Origin of the sequence: Thioalkalivibrio thiocyanodenitrificans ARhD 1, assembly GCF_000378965.1 — a bacterium.
Classification (GTDB): Bacteria; Pseudomonadota; Gammaproteobacteria; order Ectothiorhodospirales; family Ectothiorhodospiraceae; genus Thioalkalivibrio_A; species Thioalkalivibrio_A thiocyanodenitrificans.
Genome location: NZ_KB900536.1, coordinates 2,216,160 through 2,228,385, shown reverse-complemented (window position 1 = coordinate 2,228,385; position 12,226 = coordinate 2,216,160). Strand labels below are relative to the sequence as shown.

At 65.7% G+C, this 12,226-nt stretch carries 12 protein-coding genes and 2 tRNA genes; 7 read left to right on the top strand and 7 right to left on the bottom strand.

The features are described 5' to 3' along the window. Nucleotides 1–5 precede the first annotated feature (5 nt). From THITHI_RS0110530 to THITHI_RS0110515, 4 genes are all read right to left on the bottom strand, one after another. On the bottom strand, nucleotides 6–1,040 hold the full coding sequence (locus THITHI_RS0110530) for an NADP(H)-dependent aldo-keto reductase (RefSeq protein ID WP_018233055.1): 1,035 nt from the start codon (nucleotides 1,038–1,040) through the stop codon (nucleotides 6–8). A 212-nt stretch (nucleotides 1,041–1,252) separates the two neighbouring features. After that, on the bottom strand, nucleotides 1,253–2,377 hold the full coding sequence (locus THITHI_RS0110525; protein WP_018233054.1) for an FIST signal transduction protein: 1,125 nt from the start codon (nucleotides 2,375–2,377) through the stop codon (nucleotides 1,253–1,255). A 312-nt stretch (nucleotides 2,378–2,689) separates the two neighbouring features. Beyond that, entirely contained in the window at nucleotides 2,690–3,583 is an 894-nt protein-coding gene (locus THITHI_RS0110520; protein WP_018233053.1) for a phosphoribulokinase, read from the bottom strand. Nucleotides 3,584–3,614: 31 nt separating this feature from the next. After that, nucleotides 3,615–5,456: an SLC13 family permease gene (locus THITHI_RS0110515; protein ID WP_018233052.1), complete on the bottom strand. Its 1,842-nt coding sequence runs from the start codon at nucleotides 5,454–5,456 to the stop codon at nucleotides 3,615–3,617. Nucleotides 5,457–5,834: 378 nt separating this feature from the next. Here THITHI_RS0110515 and THITHI_RS0110510 point away from each other — a divergent pair, with 378 nt between their 5' ends. The 3 genes from THITHI_RS0110510 to THITHI_RS0110500 are packed head-to-tail and all read left to right on the top strand — an operon-like array spanning nucleotide 5,835 to nucleotide 8,079. Further along, nucleotides 5,835–6,785 (top strand): sulfite exporter TauE/SafE family protein, encoded by a 951-nt coding sequence (locus THITHI_RS0110510; RefSeq protein WP_018233051.1) that lies wholly within the window; start codon nucleotides 5,835–5,837, stop codon nucleotides 6,783–6,785. An 11-nt stretch (nucleotides 6,786–6,796) separates the two neighbouring features. Beyond that, nucleotides 6,797–7,219, top strand: coding sequence for a hypothetical protein (locus tag THITHI_RS0110505; protein WP_018233050.1), 423 nt, complete (start codon nucleotides 6,797–6,799; stop codon nucleotides 7,217–7,219). 17 nt (nucleotides 7,220–7,236) lie between these two features. Next, complete coding sequence (locus tag THITHI_RS0110500; protein ID WP_018233049.1) at nucleotides 7,237–8,079, top strand: universal stress protein; 843 nt, start codon at nucleotides 7,237–7,239, stop codon at nucleotides 8,077–8,079. 62 nt (nucleotides 8,080–8,141) lie between these two features. Here THITHI_RS0110500 and trmB read toward each other — a convergent pair whose 3' ends face one another. The 3 genes from trmB to thiS form a co-directional block, all read right to left on the bottom strand. Next, on the bottom strand, nucleotides 8,142–8,834 hold the full coding sequence (gene trmB, locus THITHI_RS0110495; RefSeq protein WP_018233048.1) for a tRNA (guanosine(46)-N7)-methyltransferase TrmB: 693 nt from the start codon (nucleotides 8,832–8,834) through the stop codon (nucleotides 8,142–8,144). A 258-nt stretch (nucleotides 8,835–9,092) separates the two neighbouring features. Then, entirely contained in the window at nucleotides 9,093–9,899 is an 807-nt protein-coding gene (locus tag THITHI_RS0110490) for a thiazole synthase (RefSeq protein WP_018233047.1), read from the bottom strand. A 22-nt stretch (nucleotides 9,900–9,921) separates the two neighbouring features. Further along, nucleotides 9,922–10,122 (bottom strand): sulfur carrier protein ThiS, encoded by a 201-nt coding sequence (gene thiS / locus THITHI_RS0110485; protein ID WP_026186260.1) that lies wholly within the window; start codon nucleotides 10,120–10,122, stop codon nucleotides 9,922–9,924. A 151-nt stretch (nucleotides 10,123–10,273) separates the two neighbouring features. Here thiS and THITHI_RS0110480 point away from each other — a divergent pair. The 4 genes from THITHI_RS0110480 to THITHI_RS0110465 all read left to right on the top strand — a co-directional run bounded on the left by THITHI_RS0110480 (nucleotide 10,274) and on the right by THITHI_RS0110465 (nucleotide 12,166). Next, a tRNA-Gly gene (locus THITHI_RS0110480) sits at nucleotides 10,274–10,347 on the top strand. Between the two features lie 44 nt (nucleotides 10,348–10,391). Next, entirely contained in the window at nucleotides 10,392–11,495 is a 1,104-nt protein-coding gene (gene thiO, locus THITHI_RS0110475) for a glycine oxidase ThiO (protein WP_018233045.1), read from the top strand. A 55-nt stretch (nucleotides 11,496–11,550) separates the two neighbouring features. Next, entirely contained in the window at nucleotides 11,551–11,991 is a 441-nt protein-coding gene (locus tag THITHI_RS0110470; protein WP_018233044.1) for a Fur family transcriptional regulator, read from the top strand. A 99-nt stretch (nucleotides 11,992–12,090) separates the two neighbouring features. After that, nucleotides 12,091–12,166: transfer RNA gene (locus tag THITHI_RS0110465), tRNA-Thr, on the top strand. The last annotated feature ends 60 nt before the right edge of the window (nucleotides 12,167–12,226 follow it).

The following is a 12,226-nucleotide window of genomic DNA, read 5'->3' as shown; positions in this document are numbered from 1 at the left end:
TGTTCTTAAGGGCATGGATTGGGGTGGCGGGTGTGGATGGTCTCGATTGCTTCCAGCACCTCGTCGCCGAGTACCAGTTCGGCGCTTTCGATGTCCTCCTCGAGCTGCGCCATGCTGGTGGCGCCGATGATGGTGCTGGTCAGGAAGGGACGGGAGTTGACGAAGGCCAGTGCCATCTGTGCGGGTGACAGTCCGTGGGCACGCGCCAGCTCCACGTAGGCGCGGGTGGCTTCCACGCCGTGCGCGTTGCTGTAGCGGGCGAAGCGCGGGAACAGGGTGATGCGCGCGTTCGCCGGCGTGCTGTCCAGGTACTTGCCGCTCAGCACGCCGAAGCCCATGGGCGAATAGGCCATCAGGCCCACGTGTTCACGAATGGCCATCTCGGCCAGACCTACCTCGAAGCTGCGGTTGAGCAGGTTGTAGGGGTTCTGTATGGAGACCATGCGCGGCCAGTCGCGCTCGCGCGCAAGGCGCAGATACTCCATCACGCCCCAGGGCGTCTCGTTGGAGACACCCACGTGACGCACCTTTCCCTGACGTACGAATTCATCAAGTGCCTCCAGCGTCTCTTCGATGGGCGTGGCGTCCGGGTCTTCCTCGTGGGTGTAGCCCAGGTTGCCGAAGAAGTTGGTGGGGCGTGCGGGCCAGTGCACCTGGTAGAGGTCCAGGTAATCGGTGTTGAGGCGGCGCAGACTGTCGTCGAGTGCATCGGTCATTTGGGTCCGGTCCAGACGCGGGCCGCCGCGGATGTAATTGACCCATTCACCGGGGCCGGAGACCTTCGAGGCGAGCACCACCCGGTCGCGCCGGCCGGTGCGCTTGAGCCAGGTGCCGATGATGGACTCGGTGCGCCCCCGGGTCTCCTCCATGGGCGGTACGGGATAGAGCTCCGCGGTGTCGATGAAGTTCACGCCCCGCTCCAGCGCATGGTCGAGCTGGCTGTGGGCCTCGGCCTCGGTGTTCTGCTCGCCCCAGGTCATGGTGCCGAGACAGATGACGCTCACATCGATGCCGGTGTTGCCGAGCTTGCGTTTTTCCATAGTGTTATATTCCTATGCCGCCCCCTGCATGAAAGGCAAAAGACTGGTTCAGGCCACAGAGGTCACAGAGGACACAGAGAAAACCTGAAGAGTACTGAATCATCGGTCTTTAGCAGCATGGGCGCGGCGAGACCGCACCCCATCCGCAGGTCTTTCTGCTCTGTGACCTCTGTGACCTCTGTGACCTCTGTGATCTCTGTGGCTGATCGCCTCTACAGGAACAGCGTCAGCACGCCCGTGTAGCCATACAGCCGGTTGTGGAAGATCTCGCCGTTGGCGAAGAATCCGACCAGGGGGATGTCACCCAGTTCCTCGCTGATGGTGCGCAGCTCGCGGGAGTCCTCCCCGAACTGGTGGCGCCCCCGGCCGAGGCATGAGAAGTACAGGGCACCCCGGGCCCCGCCCGGGGCCCGGTGGCGCAGATCCGCCAGCATGCGGCGCAGATCGTCCATGGCAGCGTTCGGGTCCCGGCGGCAGAACATGATCCGGTCGCCCTCGGTGACCCGGTCGCCCACCGCCACCAGCCGCTGGCCGGTGTCCACGGCCACCAGGTTGCGCACCAGGTAGTCCCGGGTGTCGGAGCCGGGCACCGGGAAGGCGGCGACGATGAAGCCGCCGGCACGCTGCAGGTCCCGTGCGAGGACCTCGCCGATGTCCTCCTCGAAAACGTCCAGCGCCGGGCGGCCGTCCAGTTGTACCAGCACGTTCTGGGTGGCCCGGGTGATCCGGTGGGCGGGACCGATGGGCGTGCATCCCTGGGTGTGGGCGGTCACCACCTCCACCGCTTCGCTGAACAGCACGCCGGATACCCCGCCCCGGGTCACCTCGCCCGCGATCTGCAGATCTTCCGCCTGGGAGGAGGTCAGCCCGCCCACACAGAAGATCCCGGTGGATCCGCCCGCCTGTTCGATCAGTTCGGGGGTGCGGGGATTGCCCGGATCGGCATGCAGCACCCCGAAACGCGCCGGATCCGGGGCCGGCCACCGCTCCAGCAGCTCCTGCAGGGGCGCCGTACCGTCACTCAGCAGGGGCAGCAGCTGTGTGCTGCCTTCCGGAAAGCCGCCCACCATGGCCACCGCGGCGGGCCCGTCGTAGATCTCGCGGCCCGTCGCGCAGAGCGCCACGCCCACACTGCCCGTCCAGCGCTGCACGCCGGTGGCCTCCCGCAGTTGCGCGAGCAGGTCCGGCAGTTGCCGGGCGAGGGCATCGGTGACATACAGGAACCCCAGGGCCTCCCCGTGTGCAGGGGGGATGAGCCTGGCCGCCAGCGTGGCGACCAGGGTGTCCGCATCGAAGCCCTCGGCGGTCGCAACGGAGAAGGGGGCCGAAGGGTTCATGGCCGCGGGTGCCTCTCCGCCGGCCACGCGTCATGGGCATGCAAGACCGTTCCCGCTCCACGGAAACGGTGGCGATCACGGATGGTGGGCAGCTTCATGGGATGGCACGTCTCCATATCGTTCAGACATTGCCGGCGGAACCGCGTCGGATCCCGAAGATGTCCGGGGAAGAAATGCGGGCGAGGACCCTGTGAATTCATGTCCCCCATGAGAATAGCAACCCGCGGGGCGGCCCGCCCCCGGTCGTCGCCGATGGCATCCGGGGCGCCGGGTATGCCGGCCCCGCCGGGGCCGGCATGGGGGACGTCATGCTCAGCGCCGGCTGTTGTCGATCATCTCGCCGATGATCGGGGCGAGGATGACCTCCATGGCGAGGCCCATCTTGCCCCCCGGCACCACGATGCTGTTGCGCCGGGACATGAACGAGTCGTGCAGCATGTTGAGCAGGTAGGGGAAGTCCACGCCGAACTTTTTCGGGTCCTTGAAGCGGATCACCACCATGCTCTCGTCCGGGGTGGGGATGTCGCGGGCAATGAAGGGGTTGGACGTATCCACCGTGGGCACCCGCTGGAAGTTGATGTCGGTCAGCGAGAACTGAGGCGTAATGTACTTCACGTAGTCCGGCATGCGGCGCAGGATGGTGTCCACGATGGCCTCGGCGGTATAGCCGCGTTCCTCGTTGTCCCGGAAGATCTTCTGGATCCACTCCAGGTTGACGATGGGCACCACGCCCACTCCCAGGTCAACGTGCTGGGCCACATTGACGTTGCCGTTGACCGCCAGGCCGTGCAGGCCTTCGTAGAACATGAGGTCGGTGCCCTCGGGGATGTCCTCCCAGGGAGTGAATTCACCGGGCTTGAGGCTGGTGCTCAGCCGGCTGTTGTGATGGGCCGCCTCGTCCTCGCTGTGGATGTAATAGCGCTTCTTCCCGCCGCCCGTCTCGCCATAGGTCTTGAACAGGGACTCGATCTTGTCGAACAGGTTGGCTTCCGGACCGAAGTGACTGAAGTGGTTGTTGCCTGCGTCGGCGGCCTTCTTCATGGCCTCCTTCATCTCGGCGCGGTTGTATCGGTGGAAGCTGTCGCCCTCGATGATGACCGGACTGATGCTCTCGCGCAGGAAGATGTGCTCAAAGGCGCGCTTGACGGTGGAGGTGCCGGCCCCGGATGAGCCGGTCACCGCGACGATCGGGTGCTTTCTGGACATGGTTTCTACTCCTTCAGGATTTCTGCTCTCATTAGAAAATCAGATTCAGCATGATCAGGGAAACGATCAGGAAAAGCACCGTCATGATGCCGCCCGCCTTCATATAGTCCTTCACCCGGTAACCGCCCGGTCCCATGATCAGGGCATTCACCTGGTGGGTGGGGATCAGGAAGGAATTGGACGTGGCAATGGCCACCGTCAGGGCGAAGATGCGCGGATCCGCGTCCATTCCCAGGCCCTGGGCCGCGATGGCGATGTTCACCGCAAGCGGCACCAGCAGCACCGTGGCGCCCACGTTGGACATGACCAGTGTGAAGAACGTGGCGAGCACAGCGATCGCCGCCTGCAGGACCCAGGGCGGGACTTCGCCCAGCAACGCGAGGGTCTGCTGGGCGATCCAGGCGGCGGTGCCGGTATCTTCCACGGCCATCCCCAGGGGAATCAGGCTCGCCAGCAGGAACACCGTCTTCCAACTCACGGCCTTGTAGGCCTCATCCATGTTGAGCACACCGGTCAGGATCATGCCCACCGCGCCCACCAGCAGCGCCACCGACAGGCGCAGGTCCGTGAACAGGATCAGGCTCAGGGTGATGGCGAAGAACACCAGTGCGTAACTCACCTTCTGGGGACGCAGCTCCTCGTGGGGGTATTCGCTGGTGACCACCACGAAGTCCCGGTCCTTCTCCAGGCGGGCCAGCGAATCCCAGTTGCAATGGCTGACCAGCGTGTCGCCGGCCTGCAGGGGAATGTCCCGCAATCCTTCGCGGAACGTCTCCTCGCCCCGGTGGATGGCCAGCACGGACAGGCCGTAGGTCTTGCGCATGGCCAGGTCCGTGACGGTCTTGCCCAGCAGCCCGGAACTGGGCGGCATGACGATCTCGCCAATGCCGGATTTGGTGTGCGCCAGCACATCGGAGAAGACGTCCAGATGTCCCTTGGGCTCGATACCCGTGTTCTCGGCGAATGCGTCGAGCTGCTCGGCCCGGCCGAGCAGCGCCAGTTGCGCGCTGCCATCGAGCTTGTAGCCGCTCCAGGGCCCCACGCGCAGGTCGTCTCCCAGCATGGAGCCGGCCACCACGACGCCATGCTCGCGCTCCAGCTCGCCCACCGTCCTGCCGGACAGGGGGTGGTCGGCGGGCACACGGAACTCCCGGATGGTGTAGTCGAGTCCGTATACGCGTCGGAAGTACTCTACGGCGCTCTCGCCCATCGTCCCGTCGCCGCTGGTCTTGGGCAGTACGTAGCGGCCCATGAGCACGAAGTAGGCGATGCCGGTGGCCACCAGGGCCAGGCCGATGGGCGTCACGTCGAACAGGTTGAAGTGCTCCATGCCCTGGGGCAGCAGGTCGTTGAGCAGGATGAGCGGACTGGAACCCACCATGGTCATGGTGCCGCCCAGGATCGCGCAGAAGCCCATGGGCATGAGCAGCCGGGACATGGGCAGGCCGGTACGCGCCGAGATGCGTGAGACCACCGGCAGGAACAGGGCGGCCGCCCCCACGTTCTGCATGAAGCTGGAGATCACCCCCACGGTGCCGGAGATGAGCGGGATGATGCGCCGCTCGGTTAAGCCGCCCACGCGCATGATGAAGGACGCCACCCGGCTCATGACGCCGGTCTTGTCGAGCCCCGCGCCGATGATCATCACGGCGATGATGGAGATCACCGCATTACTGGCGAACCCGTCGAACAACTGATGGGTGTCGGCCACCCCGCCCAGCCCCGGAACCATGCTGAGCAGTCCCAGCAGGACCATGACCGACACCGCGGCCACGTCCACCCGGACAATCTCGGAGACGAACAGGAAGATCGTGAAGCCCAGCAGTCCGAGGACCACCATCATTTCGGGGGTGAGCGTGACGGTTTCTTGCATGTCGGAAAAGGGTGCCTTTCAAGGGGGTGTAAAGTCGCAAAAAGGCCGAGATTATCCCATTGCGGCCTGCCAAAGCCAAGCTGGCCGCCCGTCAGGCAGCCGGAGATCCTGCCCCGCGCCGAATCCCGGCGGCTGCGGATGCAGCCGGCGGTGCAGGCACCGGGGTGATGCGTGACGGGCCGTCGCTTTGTCTCCGATGGCCATTGCGTATAGAATGCGCGCCTCTCGCCGGCGGTGCGCCAATTCCAACAACGACAAATCGACGCACTGACCCACGCGATCCCGGTTCGGCCGGGGTCATGCCGTGGTCGGCGGGCGGCTGGCCGCGGGCGCCCGTATCTCCGCGGTCAATGGATTGGCTTGTTCAGGGATCTCCACATGCCTTCGCGTTTGCGCCTGTTCGTCTACGTCGTCATCGGACTGTTGTGTCTTGCGGCCGTGGGCCCCCTCTGGGCGGCCATGCCCGTCGAGGCGGGGGGCGACACGCCCTGGTGGATCTGGCCCCTGGCCCTGTTCATCGTGAGTTTCCTGCTGGGTATCGTTGCCGTGCTCGGCGGGGTGGGTGGCGGGGTCCTTTTCGTCCCCATCGTGGGCGGTTTCTTCCCCTTTCATCTGGATTTCGTCCGTGGCGCGGGCCTGCTGGTGGCCCTGGCCGGCGCCCTGGCGGCCGGTCCGGGCCTGCTGCGCTCGGGCATGGCCAGTCTTCGGCTGGTGCTGCCGCTGGCCATGATCGCGGCGGCCTCGGCCATCATCGGCGCCATGGTGGGTCTCGCCCTGCCCACTGACCTGGTGCAGACCCTGCTGGGGCTGACCATCCTGGCCATTGTCGCGCTCATGTGGATCGCCAGGAAGTCCGAGTACCCGGACGTGCCGGAGGCCGACCGGCTGTCCACGGCGCTGCGCATCACCGGCATCTACCACGAACCCTTCTCCCAGAAGGACATCGACTGGAAGGTTCACCGTACGCCGCTCGGGCTCGTGATGTTCTTCTTCATCGGGCTGCTGGCGGGGATGTTCGGTCTGGGCGCCGGCTGGGCCAACGTGCCGGTGCTGAATCTGATGATGGGCGCGCCGCTCAAGGTGTCGGTGGCGTCGTCCAAGTTCCTGCTTTCCATCGTCGACACCTCCGCCGCCTGGGTCTACATCAACCAGGGTGCGGTGCTGGCCATGATCGCCGTGCCCTCAATCATCGGCATCATGCTGGGATCGCTGGTGGGTGTCCGGCTGCTCAAGCGCACCCGGGCGGCCATGGTGCGGCGCATCGTCATCGTCATGCTGCTGTTGGCGGGTTCCCGGGCCCTGCTCAAGGGCCTGGGTATCTGGGAATAGGAGAGACAACCGTGTCCGATCGTGATCCACACCGCTACGCCACCGAGGAACAGCAGATCTATGCCTACTGGCTGGACTGGGGCATGCGGATCGGTTTCCTGATGCTGGTGGCCAGCTTCGCCGCCTACCTGCTGGGGGTCTTCGAACCCCATGTGCCGGTGAACGATCTGCCGCAGGTCTGGAGCCTGTCCGCCCGGGAGTATCTGGACACGGCCGGCGTCGGCACCGGCTGGTCCTGGCTGGCGCTCGCCCACAAGGGCGATTTCATGAACTTTTTCGGCATCGCTTTTCTGTCCCTGGTCACCATTGCCTGCTACATTCGTGTCATTCCCCTGTTCCTGAAGACCGGGGACAAGGTGTACGCGGGCATCACGGCGGCCACGGCGCTGGTACTGATTCTCGCCGCGTCCGGCCTGCTGGTGGTGGGTCACTGATGGTCCAGGAGCATCCAATGGAATCCAGTCTCTCTCCCGTCGGCCGATTCGAACGCATCCTGCTGGCCGCCGACGGCACGGAATACAGCGCCGGTGCCGAACAGGCGGCCTTCAGCATGGCACAGCGCTGCGGCGCCAAGCTGTTCGTGCTGCGGGTGGTGCTCACCAATCCCGAGTACGAGGCCATGGCACCGGAGCGGGTGGAGGCGGAGGCCGAGGCGGCCCGTGAGTTCCTCGCGCAACTGGAACAGCGTGCCGACGATGCCGGCCTGGAATACGAGGGCCTGTTGCGCCATGGGCCGGACCCGTATCTGGAGATTGTCGAGGCGGCTGAGGACACCAAGGTGGACGTGATCGTCATCGGCCGGCGTACCCGCAGCGACCTGGCCCGTCTGATGATGGGTGACTCCACCGCCAAGGTGATCGGCCATGCACCCTGCAGCGTGTTCGTGGTACCGCGCGCCGCGCGCATGCCGGAGGCGCGCATCCTGGTGGCCACCGACGGGTCACGTCTGGGCGACACAGCTGCCGTGGCAGCCTCCAGCCTGGCGCGATCCTGCGAACTTCCGCTGACGGTGGTGTCGGTGGATGTGCCCAGTCATAGCGAGGAGCGGCGCAAGGAGGCGCGCGCCGCCATCGAACGTGTTCGCGATGCGCTGAAGGACGAGAAGATCGAGGTCACCGGTGTCCAGGAGGAAGGCCGCCCCGACGACGTGATCGTCGACGTGGCCAAGCGCCAGGGTGCCGATCTCATCGTCATCGGCAGCCACGGCCGCACGGGTCTGCAGCGGCTGCTGATGGGCAGTGTCTCGGAGCGGGTGATCGGGCAGGCCGAGTGTGCCGTACTTGTGGTGAAGTAGGAAGTAGGAAGTAGGAAGTAGAAGGCAGGAGGCAGGAAGAACCTTGCTTCGCACTTCCCAATTCACAGTTCGCACTTCTCAACAACGATGTCCCATACCCCGTGCCCCAGCCTTTGCCCCCGCTGCTCGAATCTGGTGGGCGGCCGGTGGGCCGGGCGGGGGGCAAAGCCCTCGGCGGTGTTGCGGAACGCCCCTGATCCCCGCATGACCTCCAGCATGTGCTGTGCGTAGTCCTCCCAGTCCGTGGCCAGGTGCAGGGTGCCGCCCGGCCGTATGCGGGTGGCCAGCAACGCCACGAATGCTGGCTGGATGATGCGCCGCTTGTGATGGCGCTTCTTGTGCCAGGGGTCGGGGAAGAAGATCTGCACCGTGTCGAGGCTGCCGGGCGGGATCCGGTGTTTCAGCACCTCCACGGCGTCATGGCACATGACCCGCAGATTGGTGAGCCCCAGGGCCTCGATACGCTGCAACAGGTGTCCCACCCCCGGGCGATGCACTTCGATACCGAGGAAGTCCCGCTCCGGGGCCGCCTGGGCCATGGCCGCCAGGCTTTCCCCGTTGCCAAAGCCGATTTCCAGGGTGATCGGCGCCGATCGCCCGAATATCGATGCCAGATTCGGCATCTTCTCCGAGTATTCGATCCCGAAGCGCGGCCACAGCGTGTCCAGGGCCCGCTGCTGACCCGCCGTCAGCCGCCCCTCCCGGCGCACGAAGCTGCGGATCGGTCGGTGGTGTTTCGGGGGGGATCCGGTCATGGAGAAGACCTGTCAACCATGAGCATAGATGCAAGGCAATGCATTCTCTCGCCAGGAGACGCAGGACGCGCCGGGAAAATACCGAATCCGGTAGGTTGGGGTGAGCAACGCGAACCCCAACAGGATTGGCCGGGATTCACGCCCCGTGTTGGGATTCGCTTTGCTCACCCCAACCTACGCACCTGTTGGGATTCGCTCCTTGCCCCGATCTGCGCACATTTCTGAAGCGCCCTTTGCACCCTGCGTGATGAAAGGACGCTAGAAGAACGTCCCTTCCACCGGTGACGAGGCCGAAGCGTAGCGCTTGCGGGGCATGCGCCCGGCGAGGAAGGCCTCGCGCCCGGCCTCGATGGCCTTTTTCATGGCACCGGCCATGAGTATCGGGTCCCTCGCCGCGGCGATGGCGGTGTTCATGAGTACGCCGTCGCAACCCAGTTCCATGGCGATGGCGGCGTCCGAGGCCGTGCCCACGCCCGCATCCACCAGGATGGGTACGGTGGCGTTCTCCACGATCTCCAGGATGTTGTAGCGGTTCTGGATGCCGAGGCCCGAGCCGATGGGGGCCGCCAGGGGCATCACCGCCACGCAGCCGATGGCCTCCAGCCGCTTCGCGAGGATCGGGTCGTCGCTGGTGTAGACCATCACGTCGAAGCCGTCCGCCACCAGGGTTTCGGCCGCTTCGAGTGTCTGCACCACGTCCGGGTAGAGGGTCTTTTCGTCGCCCAGCACCTCCAGCTTGACCAGCCTGTGCCCGTCCAGCAGCTCCCGGGCCAGCCGGCAGGTGCGCACCGCGTCTTCGGCGCTGTAGCACCCGGCGGTGTTGGGCAGGTAGGTGTAGCGGTCCGGCGGCAGCACGTCCAGCAGGTTGGGTTCGCCGGGGTTCTGGCCGATGTTGGTGCGGCGGATGGCCACGGTGACGATATCGGCGCCGCTCGCCTCCACGGCGCGGCGGGTCTCGTCCAGATCCTTGTATTTGCCGGTGCCCACCAGGAGCCGGGAGTGGCAGGTGCGGCCGGCGATGGTGAGGCTGTCGTCAGCGGTTTGGGAGCGTTCTGTCTGGGGCATCGGGATTCCGGTTTCGGGTGGTTCAGCCGCCGCCGATGGCGCGCACGATCTCCACCCGGTCGCTGGGGTTGAGGGTATGCGCATCATGCTGGCTGCGGGGGACGATCTCGCCATTGACCTCCATGGCCAGCCGCTGGCCGGTCATCTCCAGGTGGTCGATCAATCCCGCGGCCGTGAGCCCGTCGGGGACGGTGCGGGTTTCGCCGTTGAGGGTGATTTCCATGGTTGGTTGCTGCGAGTCAGAAAGGTTGAACAGCCATTTTAAGACAGAAGCCATGTACAGGATACAACCGGCGACACGGCGTTCCGGATCGCGCGGCCCGGCGCTTCCGGCTTCCTTTGCCGCCATGGGCTGGATAAAATGACGTGCTAATGCGGGTGTAGTTCAATGGTAGAACCTCAGCTTCCCAAGCTGATGACGTGGGTTCGATTCCCATCACCCGCTCCACTTTCGCCCTCCAGGGGCGTATCCGTCTTCATCCGGACCTGCGCATGACCGACTGTATCGTGGTGGGCGGCGGCCTGATCGGCATGCTGACCGCCCGTTTCCTGCACGACGCCGGCCTGTCGGTGACGGTGCTGGAGCGGGGCCAGGCGGGTCGGGAGGCCTCCTGGGCGGGCGGCGGCATTCTCTCCCCTCTCTATCCCTGGCGCTATCCGGATGCGGTCACGGCGCTTGCGCGTCATACCCAGGACCGCTATCAGGCCTTCGCCGACGCCCTGCTGGACGAGACCGGCATCGACCCGGAATGGACCCGTTCCGGCATGCTGGTGCTGGATGCCGGGGAGTCCGCAGCGGCCCGCGCCTGGGCCGATCACCACGGCATGGTGCTGGAGGAGCTTGCCGGACCGGCGGCCCTGGCCTGCGAATCGGCCCTGGGCCACGCGCCGACCCTGGGCCTGTGGATGCCCGGCATCGCCCAGGTGCGCAATCCCCGCCTGGTCCGGGCCCTGCGGGAAAGCCTGGCCCTGCGGGGAATCGCGGTTCGCGAACAGACTCCGGTGCTGGGAGTGCGCCGTAACCGGCAGGGTGTCACCGGTGTGCGCATTCCCAGCGGTGCGCTGGCTGCCGGGCGGGTGGTGATTGCCGGCGGGGCCTGGAGCGCGGGCCTCATGCCGCCGGGCGGGCCGGACCTGCCGGTGATGCCGGTGCGTGGCCAGATCATCCTGTTTCGCGCCAGGGTCGGGCTGATGCAGCGCATCCTGCTGAGCGGCGGCCGCTACCTGATCCCGCGCCGGGACGGGCGCATTCTCATGGGCAGCACCCTGGAATACGTGGGTTTCGACAAGGAAATCACCGACATGGCCCGGGAGGACCTGCAGGCCGCAGCCGCGGCGCTGGTGCCGGCGCTGGCAGACGCCCCCGTGGAACACCACTGGGCGGGGCTGCGGCCGGGATCCCCTGCCGGGGTGCCGTACATCGGCGAACACCCGGATTGTCCGGGCCTGTTCGTCAATGCCGGGCATTTCCGCAACGGGGTGGTGATGAGCCTGGCCTCATGCCGTCTGGCCGCGGACCTGGTGTGCGGGTCCGGGTCGGTGGTGATAGACTCAGCCCCTTATCGGTTGGATCGCCCCATCGATGCCCCCGGGTGATCCGACCCGGGCCGGAATCTGGACTTTGTCTAAACTGCCCGGTAAAGTGTGATTCATGTCATCGGACATTCACAACATGTCACAGTCACGCAATGCGCTCATCGAGCGTCTGCGCGCCCACGGCATCACCCCCACCCAGCAGCGTGTGGAGATTGCCCGCGTGCTCTTCGAGCGCCATCAGCACGTCTCCGCCGACCAGATCCTGGCGCGGGTCAACGGGAAGGATGCCACCGTGTCCAAGGCCACGGTGTACAACACCCTGGGCCTGTTTGCCGAAAAGGGCCTTGTGCGCGAGGTCATCGTGGACCCGGCCAGGGTCTTCTACGACAGCAACCTGGATCCTCATCACCACCTCTTTCACATGGACACCGGCACCCTCGAGGACGTCCCTGTGAACCAGGTCAAAGTGGGCCGTCTCCCGGATCTGCCTGCCGATGTGGCCGTGGAGGGTGTGGACGTGATCATCCGGGTCAGGCGCAGCGGGGCTTCGCAGTAGCAAGTCTCAAGGGTTGCGCCTGACGCCTTTCTCCTCGCCAAGCCCGGCACGATTGAGCCCGTGCCGGGCTTGGCGTATGCTTTGCCGTCCCGCCGCAATGCCGTTGTAGCTCAGCTGGTAGAGCAACTGATTCGTAATCAGTAGGTCGGAGGTTCGACTCCTCTCAACGGCACCATCTCCACAACCACGCCTGGCCCGCCGAATCAAGGGGTCAGAGTTGTTGAAGTTCGCTTCA